Annotated in this window: 8 protein-coding genes; 1 reads left to right on the top strand and 7 read right to left on the bottom strand. The window is 52.4% G+C overall.

Features of this window, described 5'->3' with window-relative positions; genetic code table 11:
* Positions 1 to 26 precede the first annotated feature (26 nt).
* From AC3WT9_RS19165 to AC3WT9_RS19135, 7 genes are all read right to left on the bottom strand, one after another.
* The gene (locus tag AC3WT9_RS19165; protein WP_341379749.1) at positions 27 to 1,853 is read right to left on the bottom strand and encodes an APC family permease; all 1,827 of its coding nucleotides are present in this window, start codon (positions 1,851 to 1,853) and stop codon (positions 27 to 29) included.
* 267 nt (positions 1,854 to 2,120) lie between these two features.
* Positions 2,121 to 9,494, bottom strand: coding sequence for a pectinesterase family protein (locus AC3WT9_RS19160; RefSeq protein ID WP_492407792.1), 7,374 nt, complete (start codon positions 9,492 to 9,494; stop codon positions 2,121 to 2,123).
* A gap of 75 nt (positions 9,495 to 9,569) precedes the next feature.
* Positions 9,570 to 11,156, bottom strand: a complete 1,587-nt coding sequence (locus AC3WT9_RS19155) for a glycoside hydrolase family 43 protein (protein WP_341379751.1) — start codon at positions 11,154 to 11,156, stop codon at positions 9,570 to 9,572.
* Positions 11,157 to 11,189: 33 nt separating this feature from the next.
* Positions 11,190 to 12,560 carry a glycoside hydrolase family 28 protein gene (locus AC3WT9_RS19150; protein ID WP_341379752.1) on the bottom strand — a complete coding sequence of 457 codons (1,371 nt, stop codon included), beginning with the start codon at positions 12,558 to 12,560 and terminating at the stop codon, positions 11,190 to 11,192.
* Between the two features lie 10 nt (positions 12,561 to 12,570).
* Positions 12,571 to 13,725, bottom strand: coding sequence for a glycoside hydrolase family 88/105 protein (locus AC3WT9_RS19145; RefSeq protein ID WP_341379753.1), 1,155 nt, complete (start codon positions 13,723 to 13,725; stop codon positions 12,571 to 12,573).
* Positions 13,726 to 13,827: 102 nt separating this feature from the next.
* Positions 13,828 to 15,375 carry an extracellular solute-binding protein gene (locus tag AC3WT9_RS19140; protein WP_341096188.1) on the bottom strand — a complete coding sequence of 516 codons (1,548 nt, stop codon included), beginning with the start codon at positions 15,373 to 15,375 and terminating at the stop codon, positions 13,828 to 13,830.
* An 86-nt stretch (positions 15,376 to 15,461) separates the two neighbouring features.
* On the bottom strand, positions 15,462 to 16,403 hold the full coding sequence (locus tag AC3WT9_RS19135; protein ID WP_341380418.1) for an ABC transporter permease: 942 nt from the start codon (positions 16,401 to 16,403) through the stop codon (positions 15,462 to 15,464).
* Between the two features lie 295 nt (positions 16,404 to 16,698).
* Here AC3WT9_RS19135 and AC3WT9_RS19130 point away from each other — a divergent pair, with 295 nt between their 5' ends.
* Positions 16,699 to 17,583, top strand: a complete 885-nt coding sequence (locus tag AC3WT9_RS19130; RefSeq protein ID WP_341096190.1) for a carbohydrate ABC transporter permease — start codon at positions 16,699 to 16,701, stop codon at positions 17,581 to 17,583.
* The last annotated feature ends 91 nt before the right edge of the window (positions 17,584 to 17,674 follow it).

Here is a 17,674-nt window from a genome sequence, read left to right as displayed (position 1 = left end):
TTCTTGCCATTCCTTTTTTCGGAATACTATTTTTTCAAATGATAAGGCACTGTAGTTATGATAACGTTCCTGCGGTAAAGCAGATGTGCACGGATCAGCAGGCTGGACTGGTTATGCAGGATGTTGTGCCAGCCCTTCTTCGGAATAAACTGCGGTACAATCACGGTCACCTGGTAATTCGATTCACTCGCCTTGCGCTGCACGGTGTCGATAAATTTGGTCAGCGGATGAATGATGCTGCGGTAAGGCGAATACAACGTCACCAGCCTCACTTCGGGATGGAATTTCTTCCACTTCTCTTCGAATATAGCATCATCCTCCCGCTCGAAAGGAACGTGGACGGCAATAATCTGTTCGGCGGACAGCGACTTGGCATAACGCAGCGAATTCTCCACCACATGCGTAATTCCGGCAACCGGAAGGATGATAATATTCCCCTCAATCGCCAGAGGCGGTTCGCAGGTCGTAATCCGCAGCTGATCAGCCACCGCTTCATAGTGCTTACGGATACGGTAAAAGAGCAGGATAATCAGCGGTAAAAAGATCAGCACTGGCCACACCTGCGTAAATTTAGTCATGAAAAACATCATCGTGACGACAAAGCTGATGACTGCCCCGGTTGTGTTGATAATCAGCTTAGGAACCCAGCCTTCCGGCTTCTGGCGGATCCATTTGATCATCATTCCGGTCTGTGAGAGGGTGAAGGGAATAAATACGCCCACCGCATACAGCGGAATCAAATGTTCAGTCCGGCCTTCAAAAGCAATGATCAGAATAATGGACAATACGCCAAGACTGACAATCCCGTTGGAATACCCCAGCCGGTCGCCGCGGACCGTGAACATTCTCGGAATAAATTTATCCTTGGCCAGATTGACCGCAAGCAGCGGAAAAGCCGAATATCCGGTATTAGCCGCCAGAACCAGAATCAAGGCCGTTGTGCCTTGCACAAAGAAATACATAAAGTTCCGGCCAAAGACCTGCTCGGCAATTTGTGAGACCACCGTAACCTCTTCATTAGGGATGATCCCGTAATAATAAGCCAAGAGCACAATTCCGGAAAACAGGACCGCAAGTAGGATCCCCATCGCCGCCAATGTTTTGGCCGCATTGTTCGGTGCCGGAGCCTTGAAGTTAGGAATGGCATTGGAAATGGCCTCCACTCCCGTCAGCGCCGAGCTCCCGGAGGAAAAAGCCTTCAGGAGCAGAAACAGGCTGATCCCGGCTACCGGTGTACCGATGGGGGTATGCAGTTCAGCAGGTACCCGGCCTGTTAGAACATTGAACAGACCAAGTCCGATCATAATAAACAATGCAAGAACAAATAAGTAGACCGGATAAGCAAGGAAGGAGGCCGATTCTGTAACCCCCCGCAAATTCAGCGTCGTAATCAGCAGGACAAATAGAACGGCAATAATTACATTATACGGATGCAAGCTTGGAAAAGCCGAAGTAATCGCGTCAGTACCGGCGGATACACTCACCGCAACCGTCAATATATAGTCGACCAATAGCGAGCCGCCCGCAATCAGGCCGGGATAATTCCCGAGGTTTTCCTTGGAAACGACGTAGGCTCCGCCGCCGTGAGGATAAGCATAAATAATTTGCCGGTAAGATAAAATCAGGGCCGTCAGCAGCACCAGAACACCGATGGCAATCGGGATGGAATACCAGAAGGCTGCTGCACTAATGGTGATCAGAACCAGCAGGATTTGTTCAGGACCATAAGCGACGGAGGATAAAGCATCCGAAGATAAAATAGCCAGCGCTTTGGTTTTGTTCAGTTTTTGGTCGCCCAGTTGATCCGACTTAAGCGGACGTCCAATTAGCAATCTTTTTACCGAAGACATCATCAGCCTCACCCGCACTTTTTTTAATGTTATATTACCCTTGGAAGTAAAAAATAATCTCAGTCCGACCGGAGTATAAATTACCTTATTGCTTAAAGTATATCTTGATCGGTACAATCCATCCCATAAATATACATTTCAGCAACGGATTGCGCAATAGATTTAATTATGACTATCTCTGGACAGCCAAAAACAATCAGCCTAAACCGGCTGCTCGTTGTGAGCTGCGGTTCAGGCTGACTGGTGGATGACAACGGATTGCTTAAGAAATCACGGTCTTAACAGGAACAAATGCTGTACAATAACTGCCGCCTGCGCCCGGGAAGCCTGCGCTTTAGGCGCATAGCTGTTATTGCCTACGCCTTGAATGATCCCCGCTCCGCTCATAGCTTGAACTGCTGCCAGTGCGTATTCGGAAATGTTGGATGCATCCTTGTATGCAGCGGATTGGCCCGAACCCTGAAGCGGCAGATGGGCCTGCCGGGCTGCGCGGAATGCAAGCAGCGCCATTTCCTCACGGGTGATGGGTGCGTCCGCACCAAAGGTTCCGTCAGGTCTGCCCAGTACGATCCCCAGCCGCTGGGCTGCCGCAACGGAACTGTAATACCAGTCATCCGGTGCCGCATCGGTGAAGGTGCTTGCCGCTTCGCTATCGTCCAAATCCAGCGCCAGCATCAGCATCTTCAGGAACTCCGCCCGGGTTACCTTCAAGCCGGGCCCGAAAGTATGTGTATCCGTCCCCTCAAGGATTCCCCTGACGGCAAGTGCTTCAATACTGCCCTTCGCCCATTCCAGTCCGGCAATATCGCCGAAGATACTCTCTGCATAACCTGCAGCATATTTACTGAAATGTGCCGGACTGAAGTCCACTTTCCCGGTCAGCAGGTTGTATTTGGAATTTCTGATGACCTCCGCCTGACCCTTATCAAGGATATGATAAATGACTATTTTCTCGGCTGCAGCTGCAGCCGGACGGTCATAATTCAGCGATACCTTCAGGCCGCCGTCAAATTGCTTCACCAGCTGCCCGTCAACGGAGAATCCCAGTTCATAGATATTGCCAAGGCTACCCTGAACCGCAATCTGTTCACTGCCTGAGTTGGCAACAGCAAATGTCAGGCTTGAGGAAGCTGATCCGGCTGCCCGCCGAATAAGTTCCGCATCCAGCCGGAGGCTGGACAGTCCCAAGTCTATCTCCACCGTCCGGATTCTCCCGGAAACGGCTTGAACCATTGCCTGCGCCGGCAGCGTCAGCTGCACGGCCGTGGTATCCGCAGGGGAGCGCACTTCAATCCGGAGTGTGTCTGTCTGAACGGCTTCCACCGCCTGTGTGATCGTTATTGCGGATAGCTCTGCCGTGGCTTTTCCATTCACATTTGCTGCCAGGGAAACTGTAATTCCATTGGCACCTGCTGCAATTTGCGGTTGTTTGCCGGCTGTCACGGTAGACGGCAGATTTCCGCCCGGTTGCGGGGTCTGGCCATCCTTGATCTCCAGATTCATCGTCCCCGCAACGCCCGGACTATCACTGGAGGCTGCCTTCACGGTGATCTTTCCGGCAGCTATTGCAGTGACCAGACCCGTTTCCGTAATGGTTGCCCTGACCGTAGAAGAACCGTCGGCATTATACACGGACCACGTAACCGTAGTACCGGTGGTACCTACGGGCAGGACAGCCGCATGCATTTGCAGCTTTTGCCCGGTCTGCAGTACACTCACGTTGCCTGCAGAAGTGACGTTTATTTGGGTAGCAACTTTAGGAATGACCCGGACAACAGCCTGCGTCTCATGCTTAATCGGGAAATTCAGGATCCCATTCGAACCGCTGAAAGCAGCGAATTTCAGCGGCACTGAAATTTCAGCTGCCGTCTCCTTGGCCCGGAAGCTGATTTCGATAAATTCCTTGGCGTCGGTCAGAGCTACTCCTTCCGCCGCTGCTGCACTGACGCTGAGTTGCCCCGGATGATCTGCGGAGATAGGAGTAAGCGTAATCCCCTCAACGAGACTCCGGGCGGAGATAAATTCTATCCCTGCCGCAGCATAATCCAGCGTAAAGTCTGCGGAGTATACCGACTTGTAGACGGAATCAGTAACATTGGCAATACCGACCCGGTAGGCAAATTCCTGCCCGGGCGACACGGTGACAGGCCCGTTCAGCGTCGCCGAAGGCAACCCGGCCGCAACTTCCGCCTGGCCGCTAATTACCACCTCCAGACTGCCGCTGATCCGGCTGCCGTCGAGCGCAGCCGCGGTCACTAGAACGGTCCCGTTTGCTTTTGCCGCAAGCAGCCCATTCTCATCAATGGAGGCCTTAGGGGTAGAAGTTATTCCGTCAGCCTCCGTCACAGTCCAGTGCACGTTGCGGTTGGCCGCATTCTCCGGAAGCACAACTGCCTGGAGCTGAAGAACACCTTTATCCGTTTCGATCGTCTTCCTCCCCTCTTCACTACTTACAGTAATGGAAGAGACCTTCTCTCCTGGCACTTGAGATTGGCTCAAGAGGCGCATCGGCGGCTGCGGATTCCAGCCGTCGCTGCCGGCCAGCACAGCCTGAACGGTAATGGCCTGCGCCTCTTCTGCCGTTAATTGCTTGGACCAGCTGTAGCGTGCGGCTGCGTTGGCCCCCTCCCCATAGCTCATATACTCGGAGAAACGTGCCGTCCGGGAACGGCCTTCATACCATTCATGCCAGCCGCTTGGCTTAATGTGGGCTCCCATATCCGTATTGATGAAGGTGGAGCTGCCATAGTCTCTCCACGGTCTGCCCAAGTCCACGCTCCCCGCGGCCACCCCTTCACCGGCAGTCAGGCGGTTATTCAGGAATACATATCCCGGTTTACCCGCTTCCGTGGAAGGAGCAGTTACATAGCCGGCGCCCGCGCTTTGAATGACATTGTCCACGAACACCGCAGCGGCGTTGCCGAAGATGAAATCCACAGTCCCTTCAATATGGCTATCTACGAAATAAGCTCTTCCTTTATCTGCGAACAGCGTATCCTGATAGCCGAGCAGCTTGACGTTGCGGTATACGCCCCGGTCCCCTTCGGCATATAGCGCTACAGCCTGCCCGGCAGTCCGGCCAGCACTGTTCTGAACCGTCATATTCTCCAGCGTGAAATCTGTTGCCGCCACTTTAAGCGTATAACTGCCGCTGGTGCCCATTTCTTTGCCGTCCGGCCCTATCGTCTTGGCCGAGTCTGCGTTGACGAGCAAGGTGCCTTCCCGGCTTTCGCCGATGATGCGCAGATTCTTCTTGCCTGCCGGCACCAGCACCTTCTCTGGATACGTTCCGTTCTTCACCTTGATGATCGTCATGAGCGTGCTGTTATCGGGTGAAGCCAGGATTGCTTCGTTGAGGGTCTTGTAATCTCCCGCCCCGCTCTGATCGACTACTATAACCGGGGCCGGAACCGCGCTGACTGCCATGGACGGAAGACTTGCCGCGCCTCCGCTGCCGTCAACGGCGATTACTGCATAATCATAAGCGGTTCCATTTGCCAGTCCGGTATCGGTATACGCTGCTTCACCGATTCCTTCAGCAACTACCTTATAGTCGCCGCCAGTCTCCGAACGGATAATCCGGTAGCTGCTGTTGCCTGCAGATGCAGCCCAGCTCAGCTTCACTTCCCCGTTGCCAGGTTCAGCCGCAACCCCTTGAGGAATTCCGGGCTGGCCGGCATTCTGGAACGGAACCGTTCCGGCTGCATCCGACGCCAGCCCGCTGCGGGTACCATCGGCGGCGGCCACCTTATAATAATATGGCGTACCATTCGCCAGTCCGGTATCGTCATAGCTGGGGCCGCTGATCTCGGCAGCGAGCAATTCATATGGGCCTTCCGGCGACAATGCCCGCGTTACTCTATAGCTTTGCGCGTCCCCGACGGCCGTCCAGTTTACCTTAACGGCACTATCACCGGCCTGGACGGTTACTTCAGGCGTTGCCAAGGCCGGGAGCGGCTTTGCTTCCACAGGCAGTGAGTCCTCACCCTCCCCGGCAACATTGACCGCTGAGATGATAAAACGGTAAGTTTGCCCGTTGGTTAACCCGCCGATGCGGTAAGCGGTATCCGTGAGGCCCTCCGCCACCGGTTCATAGCGGTCCGCTGCTGCATTCCATTGCTTGACGGTATAGCTCTCCGCATATTTCACCGCATTCCAGCTCAGCTCTAGCTGGGCATTCCGGCTTACCGCCGCAAGCTGCTCCGGCGCGGGCAATTTCACTGCCGAAGCGGAAGGAGTTATGCTGATTTCATTGGAGTTGCCCGATTCGCCGGATAGAGCCACGGCTGTAATAACGTAATAATACGTGGTTTCATTGGTGAGCTCCTTATCCACATAGGAAGTCTCCGTAATGGCACTGGCAACTGTATCATAGGGGCCGCCGGCCGTAAGTGCCCGTTTAACATTATAGGAGGCTGCCCCTTCAAGTGCAGGCCATTTCAGCTGCGCCGCTCCGTTGCCGGGAAGACCGTTTAAGCCGAGCGGCGTTGCGACTGGCTCCACGTAAACCTTCAGATTATCCAGATAATAATTGCCGGACCCGCCGCCCGGTGTTTTGGACAGGATCCGCCCGATACCATATCCCGCAAAATTTGTGGTGGTGAACGGAAAAGAGCCTGCAAGCTGGTTGTCGATATAGACATCGACTTCATCACCCTGCACGTCCACCTTCAGCTTCAGGTTATACCACTGGTTGAGTGCGTAGGCGTTCATCAGCTGATGGTATTGGCTGCTCCCCCTGCTCATCGTCAGTGTGTATTTGCCCGCTGCGGCCGGAAGCGTCGGTTTGCGGCTCTCAATGGAGAACGCGGTTTTGCTTCCATCCGCACTCTGGGCCTGCAGGAACACTGAAGTGCCCGATTCCGCAGCGAACATAAAATCGGTATCAATCACCAGCGCACCTGTCATTGGGGTGAACCTGCGGATAAACTGCACATTGCCGTTCGCGGAATCATACACATTCAGCACTTGTGCCGACGAGTTCCCCTTGCTTCCGGATGGTGTGGCAGACACAACCAATTTTTGCGCATCGGTCTGTGGATTCGGAGATACCTCATAATACTCCGGCGTGGTACCCGCAGCCACCCGCTCGAAATCCTCATCCACATAATAGATATTGCCCGCTTCAGCCTTAGGCTCGGCACTCGCCTCGTCCGAATCGAAGCTTTCACCGAATTCGTTCACGGCACTGACCGTGTAATAGTAGGTTTTTCCCGGACTTACATCAAGATCGGTATAGAGGTTGCCTGAGTTGTCTTTGCTTACCAGGGTATAAGGCCCGCCCGAAACCTCACTTCGTTTAATGCCGTAGGTCTTGGCATATGGGACCGGCTCCCATTTCAGCTCCACCTTCTTGCTGCCTCCCGCAGCTGTAAGTCCAAGGGGTGTTACCGGGTACTTATCGTCAAGGATTTTCAGTTCCACACCGCTGAAGCGGGAGATATTATAGCGGTTGACTTCGTTATCCGCCTTGGCAGCATCGGCGGCAAGACCCATATAAACCGTCTCTTTCAGCCCAAGGTTCACTGTGCCCACCTTGCTCCATGCCACCTTATCCGGCGAGATCAGCCCTGTCACTTCATCGCCAAGCCGGACCAGCTTCACCCAATAAGGGGTGGTGATAAAACTATCAGGTTCCGTCCTAACTACCTTGGCCCCTGTAACGGAGCGGGTAATCAGAACTCCTTTTTTTCCATATTTTACATAAGGAATCGCCATCATCGCCATCTTGGCATCAGGCTGCAGGCTGTCGCGGATCATCACTCCCGCTTTCGCATCGTCATCTGTCGCCGTTACGGAATCAATCTTGGCAATCAGTTCTCCGTTGCCCTCCAGGGTCTGATAGGCAAAGTGGAAGTTATCCTCTGTTTTAACGCTCTCCGAGGTGGCACCAACCAGCCCCGCCGATTTAACCGTGACCTGCCCGGTCTCTGCATTAACCGAGGTCTGTCCGGCAATGCCCGGATTTCCGATATCCGCTGAGGTCCATGGACCGGTACTGCCTGAGGTATTGACGTGAACTGCAACATTGTCCGACTGCGTCTTAAGGCCTTTGTTGTCGGTGGCCTGAACAACGAGATAATAAGTTCCGTCCTGCACATTTTTCCATTCGAAACGGTAAGGCGCTGTGGCAGCTTCTCCCTGCTTCACACCATTTACGATAAATTCAACCTTGGCTATCCCGTCTTTGTCGCTGGCGGAAGCCGTTAAGGTGACATCACTGCCCGCCTCCAGAATCTGATTGTTGGTTGGATAACTGATAGCGGTTACAGGATTGCCGGTATGTTCTCCGCTTGCTGTGGCCTGAACAATCAGATCATTCAGATAAACTTCAAGATTGGTGTAGCCTTCACTTGACAGCAACGTTCCGTTGCCGTCGGCAGGATCGGACGGCGACAGGCCTCTTGCTGTTTCCCAGGCGTCGTCCATTCCGTCATGATCCTGGTCAACCACCTTTGAAGCGGTCTCCGGGTAGTCGGGATACCCGCCAATTTCCAATGGAGAATTGATATGCTGCCCGGTACGGTTCTTTACATCATTCATCACACGCGCATCGTAGGCATCCCGTCTCGGCAAAGTGGCTCCTGCATCGGCCAGAACATTCGCATACGCATCGCTGGCCGGCTCTTCCGCATAAGGGTTCGGCATCACTGCCGGCTCCGCCAGCTTTGAACTGTCCGAGTAGCTCTGAACGCCTTTCCAGTTATCCGCTGTGACCTCCGGACTGCCGTCCATCACATTTCCTGCCAGATAAAGCTTCGTAACCGGCGCTACTTCCCCGAATAACTGCTTTTTCACGCTGCTGTAAGTATTGGGGCCATTTTTATAATAGTTGTTGCTGATATTGTACAAATAACCTTCAGCTCCGCCGCCATAGGTCGATGCGAAACCCCAGTTGTAAATAACATTGTTCGTCATTTCCGTCAGATCAACCAGCCTCGTTATCGTGGGCAGTCGGGGATTGCGGCTGGTACTATGGGCAATAAGGTTATGATGATAGCTGGCATTTTTGCCGCCCCAGATGCCGCCGTAGCCGTGCCGCCCTTTATGATGGCTGGTCATCAGCATGCTTTCTGCGGAGATCGACCATTGCACCGTAGTATTCTCGTTGTCATACAGGCTGACCACTTCATCGACCGACCAGCTGAACGAGCTGTGGTCAATGATGATGTTCTTGTGATACCGCGAACCGAAGGCATCATCTTCACTGACAATCCGGTCTCCGAGTCTAAAGCGCATATAACGCATAATGATATTGTCGGCTTCTATGGATGTCGTATAATCGGCTACGGTAATGCCATCACCCGGTGCGGTCTGGCCGGCAATCGTCAGATTGGAGCCGGTGATCTTCAGCGACTCCTTCAGACGGATCGTTCCTCCCACACGGAATACGATCGTCCGGTTGCTCCCGCTTACCGCATCGCGGAGAGAACCGGGAATCGGCGTTTCGTTGCGCCCGTAATCAGCCAACGTTGTAACCTCATACACAGCCTGTGCCCTGCCGCCGGTTACATATTTGCCGCCGCCCTCTGCACCAGGGAAAGCGGGAAGCGCTTCCAAAAGTGCTGCCTCAGCAGTGCCGAATGGAACACTTGTCGCAAGGAGACCGGCTATCAGCAGCTCCGCCAACCATTTTTTCTTCATACAAAACCTCCTAGGTTATATGAGAATGCGGAGAGCTCCGGCAGTTGCCGGAACTCTCCGAAAGTGAAGCCTTCTCTATGCCTTCCCTTGATAGCGGAAATACGAGAAATCGGCGCTGCTGCCTCCGAACTGCCCCATATCATGCGCAGCAATACCTACGAAGTTGCCTGTGAAGCCTCCAGAAAGGAAGCTTATATTATATTCTCCGCCCAGCGGCTTCCACGCCGCCGCTTGACCGGCGAGATACATAAACTGCGCGTTCACTTCGCTCACTTCCACTGCAATCTGCACAGTTTCACCTGCATTCAGATCAATGATGACAGGCTCGGCAGTAAATTCATCGGCTGCGCAGCGCATCAACCGCAGCACTTTACCGCGTCCTTCTTCATGACTGATATAGGCGTACAGATAATTATCTTCATTGAGGTACAGCAGGAGACCGGCCATCTGCAGATAGCTGGCTGGCTCGGCTTCAAGCGCTGTCTCTGCGCGGAAGCTGCTGTCCGTCTGGCGGATGGCCAGAATATGGTGCCGGAACAGGCTTTGCACCGATTCTCCGGACCTGATCCGCAGCCATCCCGGTCTTTCTGCCAGAGAACACCAGCTTTCATCTGCCGTTATCCGCAGTGTATTCCAGTTCTTCTTCAGCACCGGACCGCTGAAATCATCCTCGAAATCTAAGGCGCGGTTCTGCTTCCCGACCTTCGTTCCTTTCGGTGCCTGCACCTCCAGCAGAGGTGTGCTGCCCCCGGAGGTCAGCCGCAGCCAGCCGTCTTCGGTCCAATATACCTGCTGCAGGGCAGTTTCACGCCCGAGAATGGCATATTCACCCTCCAGTGGACGTGTGCATAAATGTGCCATATACCATTCCCCGTCCGGTGTCTCGACCAGACTGCCGTGACCGGCGCATTGCAGCGGCAGCTCAGGATTATTCCGGGAGGTCAGCATCGGATTGAGCGGATCTACTTCGTATGGTCCAAGCAGTGAAGTGGAACGCGCCACAGTTACAGCATGGCCGGAACCGGTGCCGCCCTCCGCGGTAATCAGGTAGTAATAGCCGCTGCGCTTGTAAATATGCGGTGCTTCGGTCTTCTTGAGTTCGGTGCAGTCGAAGATTTTGACCGGTTCACCGATTAACCGGCGCTGCTCCGGAGCGTATTCCTGAATGACGATGCCGGAGGATTTATTGCCTTCGGTGATGCGGTAATCCCAAAGTTCATTCAGCAGCCATTTCCGCCCGTCCTCATCATGATACAGCGACGGATCAAAGCCGCTGCTGTTCAGATACACCGGCTCACTCCAGGGTCCTTCGATGTCCGGGGCGGTGATCAGGTAGTTATGACAGTCCTTGAACGGCCGTTTCGTGCTCTTCACATCTGTATAGATCAGGTAAAACAATCCATCCTGATAGCTGAGCTGCGGCGCCCAGATGCTGCAGTTTTTCGGATTTCCCCTCAGATCCACCTGATGGGTCAGAATATCCGTACAATGCTCCCATTCGGCCAGATCTGCGGACTGGTACACCCGCACACCAGGCAGCCATTCAAACGAGGATACCGCAATATAATACATTTCTCCTGCCCGTACCAGGCAAGGATCCGGGTTAAAGCCCCTTAATATTGGATTCTGTATAATGCCGGTCTTCGTGTGCTCTGAAATCATTCCCTGGCTCCTTCCGTTTGTCATGTTCCAACATCATTCTTCCAGACTGCTGAGATCTTCCTGTGAAGGGGCTACTGTAACCTGCTGCACCAGTTCCTCCGCTTGGCGCGTATTTCGGGACTGGCAGCCGCTGATTTCCACCTCTTCCCCGTTCTCAATATAAAACGCCGGCCCTTCATGATTCTCTATCGTTACCTGCCGGAAGCGGATATCCCTGACATTACCGAGATAGAAGCCGCGGTTATTCATCTCCTGAATCCCGGACATCATCGCCGGACGCCCCGGTACGGCATTCTCCGCCATGGAAATATCGATATCGGAGAAGGTAATTTCCGAAATATATCGCTCTGCCAAACCGTAGAGAAAACCTGCTGCCGCATGAACCTGCCGCGCGGTAATATTGGCAAAATGAATCCGTCTGAAGTTTGGAGTTTCCTCCGTTACCGGATAGGGATTTTTGTCCCAGACATATTTGTCCTTGCCGCGTGGACCGCAGAAGTAATAGAGGTTCAGAATAAACGGACAGATTACGTCCTCCATCACAATGTTGCTGACACGGATGTCTTCGACCACACCCCCGCGCCCGCGTCTGGACTTCAGCCGGATGCCGCGGTCCGTCTGCTTGAACACGCAGTTGCTGATGACAACATTGCGGATATCACCGCTCATTTCACTGCCCAGCACCACACCGCCGTGACCGTGAATCATGGTGCAGTTCGTAATTGCAATATTCTCGCAAGCAATCCGTTCCTTCGTGTCCTCTGTCCCCGCCTTAATGGCGATGCAGTCATCACCCACGTCGATATGGCAGTTGCTGATTCGCACATTCACGCACGATTCCGGATCAATGCCATCTGTGTTGGGTGAATCGGCCGGGTTGTGGATCGAAAGATTATCAATGGTCACATCCTGGCAGCGGATGGGATTGACCGTCCAGCTCGGGGAGTTTACCAAGGTCAAATCTTTAAGCGTAACCCTGTTGCAGCCGTCGAAGCTGATCAGCTTCGGCCGGGGATACTGCAGCTCTTCGGGGGAATTGCGCTGCTTCTCCCACCACGGCCCGCCGTTACCATCCAGTTTGCCGCCGCCGGTCACTGACACATTAACCAAGTTCATGCCGAAGATGCAGGAAGCATGAACCCCCTGCTTCACTCCCTCCCAGCGGGACTCCACTACCGGATAATCCTCAGGGTCCGAGCTGAAGGAGAGGACAGCACCGGGGCTTAGACGCAGTTCGATATTGCTGCTAAGAATGACCGCGCCTGTACGATAGGTGCCGGAAGGAATATAAACAGTACCGCCCCCGGCTTCGCTCGCCGCTTGAATCGCCCCGGTAATAGCTGCCGTCGACAGCTCCGTGCTGTTCTTGTGTGCTCCAAAATCATCAATGCTGTAGAATGACATATGGCTTCACCTATTCCTTCCCGGCGGCCGGACGCTGCAGGAATTCGTACTCTCCGCAAGCGAGCAGGAATGCGCCAAGCCCTTTTTGATCATTGGTGATGATCGGCTCACTGATATAGTAGGCGTAGCTGCCGTCTCTCCGGTCATCCCCGCCGAGTCCGGCGACTTGGCAGTTTTTGTTCAGGTTAACCCAGCCGCTATTGGTCACAAGCACGAATTCCGCGATCAGCCCCTGATAGGCGCTGTCCAGCGTTTCGAGCCAGCTGTTATCCAGCACACCAAGCCGGATGCCCTTGGCGATCGCATAGGTAATCATGCTGGAAGCGGAGGCCTCCAAGTAATTGCCTTTGCGTCCACCCTCATTAACAACCTGATACCATACCCCGCTGTCTTGATCCTGATACTTGCGCAAAGTGGAGAGCGTATCTTGAAGAATACTCACCAGCGTGCCGTAATCGGCATGTCCGGCCGGAAGCATCTCAAGTACATCAGCCAGTGCCATCACATACCAGCCCAGGGAGCGCCCCCAGAAATTCGGTGACAGTCCGGTTTCAGGATCACACCACGGCTGAACACGCTGTTCATCCCAGGCATGATACAAGAGTCCCGTGTGTTCGTCCTTGGTATGGCGCGCGCACAGGATGAACTGGCGGGTTACATCATCCAGACCTTTCCCTTCTTCGAAGGCGAGCAAATGCTCCAGATAAAAGGGCGATCCCATATACAAGCCATCAAGCCAGATTTGGTAGGGATAAATTTTTTTATGCCAAAATGCACCTTCCGAGGTCCGGGGATGCGCTGTGATTTGCTTTCTTAACAATGCGGCTGCCTTTTTGTATTTCTCCTGGCCTGTTTCCCGGTGAAGAACGAACAGCAGCTTTCCGTTATTGAGATGATCAATATTGTATTCTTCGAGCCGGTAGCCCTTCACTGAGCCGTCTTCCCCGATGAAATAGTCCATGTTTTCCTGAATATAATGGTAATACTTCGCTTCACCGGTCTGTTTCCACAGCAGTTCGAAGCCTTTCAGAATAACACCGTAATCATAAGACCATTTGCCCTGATACCCTTTGTCATCATATAATCTAGGCGTCCGTTCCATGATGGAATCCGCCATCTTTACAGCCCAGTTCAAGTTTGCTGAAGATTTAGTCGTGTTTGCCATGTGTTCCTCCTTGGTTGGATAAAATACGGTCCTATCCGCCATCATCGGCAGATAGGACCTCTTTGCTATGCTTAATTCACAGTACCGCCAGCTTTCACTCTATTAAGGGTTAACTGCTTTGTAGGCAGCTTCATATTCGGTAATAATCTTGCTGCCGCCTGATTTTTTCCACTTTTCGATCTCAGATTTATAGCCGTTCAGGTCAATTTTCCCGAGGATATATTTATAAGTGGCATCCGTAACAATCTTTTGCAGCTCCGAGCCTTGGGTTGTGTGGGTCTCGGATTCCAGCGAAAAGGCAGGATTAAGCACCCCATACTTGGCATTTTCTTCGATCAGCCGCTCTGCCTCAACCTTAAGCGGATCGGAATCATGAATCTTATATCCGGTTTCTTTCACACGGGAGGACGCAAACGGCTGAACTTCCTGCTGCCACAGATCGGCATCTTTAATAGTAACAGCCATATCGGCATCCACCGTATAATGAACATCCTGTATACCGTAAGTCATAAGGGCGTAGATTTCATCGCTCATGGTATCGTTCACAAATTTCAGAATACGCTTCAGCTCTTTCTCATCCTTGACTTCCGATTTCGGGAAGGACAGCAAGCCGCCAATGCCGTTGGCGCCCGCCCAAATCGCACGGTCCGCTTCATTGCCCGTTGAGGTGATGTCATTGACCATAACCAGCTCCATGTTATCCTGGATGCCCTTGGCCGATTTCATCAGGTTTTTGCTGTCAAACAGAGCACCTACATAAATTCCGGCTTTACCTTGTGCAAAGTTCTGCTGCTGGTCGGTTTTGGCCGTTACGGCAAAGTCTTGGTTGATGTAGCCGCCTTCATACAAGGCTTTCATATAATCCATGGTTTTAATGTAAGATTCCGTATCGAACTCCGGTGTCAACTTGCCCGCTTCATCCGCAGCCCAGATGTTTGGGGTTCCGAAATAAGAGCTCAATGTTTTGAATGCTCCGTAGACGAGGTCGCTGCGGTCCATAAAGCCGGTTGTATCCTTTTTGCCGTTGCCGTCAGGATCCTTCTCCGTAAACGCTTTCGCAACTTCCATCAGCTCGTCTGTAGTCTTCGGCACCGCTAGACCCAGCTTATCCAGCCAGTCCTTGCGGATGATGACACCATTTCTGGCTACCGCTTTCTGGAATGGTATGCCATATAGCTTCCCTTCGATCGATGCCGAGGTGCGGGTATCCTGGGAAATCGCCGCCAGATTCGGGAATTCATCCAGATAAGGGCTTACTTCCCAGAACATGCCCGATTTCAAGGCATTGCGGACTGAAGAGTTATCCAGGATCGTCAACGTGACCATATCCGCCAGGGAATCGGAAGCAAGTGAAGTATTGATGCGCTCTTCTTTGGAAGCATCAGGAATCCAGGAGAATTCAATGTCCGTATTCGTCAATTCTTCAATTTTGTTCAGCACGGTGTCCGTTGGCGGTGATGCCGTATGCAGGATGTTCAGCCAGCTAATCTTGGCTTTGGCCGTCTCCGTTGTTGCCTCGGATGAGTTCCCCCCTGCATTCGTGGCTTCCGCCTGTCCGTTGTTCGCGTTATTAGAGTTTCCTCCGCAAGCTGAGAGCACAAGCCCGCTGCACAACATCAGAGCTGCCAGCTTCTTGTAATTGCGATTCATGTACACTACCCCTTTTTATACGTAATGGTGTTGCTGTATCTTCCACCCCCGCCAAAGGCAGGGGTTGAATTCAGTGTGTGCATGGCTTAATATACGCCGTCTTCTCCAACCTTCTTGGCCAGCTTGTTTGACAGCATGACCAGGACGAGGCCAACCACGCCCTTGAACAGGCCGACTGTGGTACTGAAGCTCAATTGGCCATTCTTGAGACCGGCGGTGTAAATATAAGTATCGAAGATTTCCCCGACTTCGCGGTTCAGGGAGTTGATCAAGAGATACATGTGCTCAAATCCAAGATCCAGCGTATGTCCGATTTTCAGAATCAGCAGGGTGATGATTACCGGGCGGATTGCCGGCAGGGTGACATGCCAGGTTTTGCGCAATCTTCCTGCACCGTCCATCTCTGCAGCTTCATACAATTGGGTATCTACTACAGTAATAGCTGCCAAATAGATAATAGTCGACCAGCCAAGCTCTTTCCAGATGATCTGTCCGATATACACGATACGCAGCCACTCTGGCGAAGTCAGGAAGCTGATCTTCTGTCCGCCAAACGAAGCAATGATTTCATTCAGCACCCCGCCGTCCACATTCATGAATACATAAGTAATGGAGACAATGATAACCCATGACAGGAAATGCGGGATATAAATGATCGTCTGGATCGCACTCTTAAACATCTTGTTCCGGACCTCATTCAGCATCAGTGCCAAAATAATCGGCAACGGAAAAAAGACTACAATATTCAGCGCAAACAAGATGAGTGTATTGCGCAGCAGCATAAAGAAGGTAGGTTCCGTAAACAAACGGATGAAATGCTTGAGCCCCACCCAAGGACTTCCCGTGATGCCCAGATACGGCTGATAATCCTGAAAGGCAATAATCATTCCGCCCATAGGCAGGTACTTAAAAATAACAAAATACAAAAATCCCGGCAGTATCATCAGATACAATAGCTTGTGTCTTTTTAAACTCAGCAGGCTGTGTGCCGTTTTCTTTTTCCTCAGCGGCGCAGCGTTCAACTCCATGGTGACATTTACTTCTTTCAATGTTCGGCCTCCTTGATCGCGTTTCTTTACGATTCCCAGATTACGGTCATTTGCCGATTACGTATATAATCATTAGTTACGGAGGCGCCGCAAACCGTGCTACTATGCTGTTTTTCCAGCTTCTATCCCTTATTGGGATTACTATGATATCTAAAGATCATGGTCCCTTTCTACCCATTTTCCCAGCCCAAACAAAGCCATAGCTAATGATTATATACGGAATACAACACCCCTGATAAAGTTTCATTGAAACGATTACAAGGAGGAAAACCGCATGGCGCAATCATCATTCAAAAAAGAAACTTTAGGCTCCCGGCTGTTTACCATAGTAAACACCACCCTGCTGACTCTCATTGCCCTCGTCTGTCTTTTACCCTTTATCAATGTATTTGCCAGCTCCTTTGCCTCAACGCAGGAGGTAGTAGAGAAGAGGTTCATTCTGTTTCCGACTACATTCTCCCTGGACGCTTACCGCTACATCCTTTCAACTCCTACGATCTTTAAAGGACTGGCCGTATCCATCGGAGTAACCCTGGTAGGTACGGTGGTAAGTATGATCCTTACAGCTCTGATGGCCTACGGATTATCCCGGAGATATTTATATGGTAGAAACTTCATCAATTTTGTCGTGGTGTTCTCCATGCTGTTCAGCGGCGGTATGATACCTACCTTCCTCGTTGTTAAGTATTTCGGGCTGATTGATTCTTACTGGTCGCTGATCTTCCCTGTGGCCATCAATGCCTTCAACCTGATCATCATGCGCAACTTCTTCCAGGCGCTTCCGGACAGTCTGGAGGAGTCAGCCAAGATCGACGGCTCGAATGATTTTGGTGTATTCCTCAAAATCATGCTGCCGCTCGCACTGCCTTCGATTGCGACCCTCTCCCTGTTCTACGGGGTGTCTTACTGGAATACCTACACTACCGCCATTCTGTATATCACGGACTCTTTAAAATGGCCGATTCAGGTCCTGCTGCGCCAGATTGTTATTGTCTCCAGCGGGATGCAGGCGGAAGGCACTTCGGTCGATGTCGTTCCTCCTGCACAAACAATCAAGATGGCAGTTATCGTTGTTGCCACCGTCCCGATGCTGATTGCTTACCCGTTTGTGCAGAAGCACTTCACGAAAGGCGCACTGCTGGGCGCGGTAAAGGGCTGATACGCTATCCCCTTTACCTTCCCGCACTTACAGTAAACAAAACAGCCAGCCTCCGGTATCCCGGAGACTGGCTGTTTTGGTCTGCTCCACC

The sequence above is a fragment of the Paenibacillus sp. EB106-06-01-XG199 genome, from assembly GCF_058791575.1.
The sequence above is the reverse complement of the archived record's forward strand: the minus strand, read 5'-3'. Positions and strand labels throughout refer to the sequence as shown.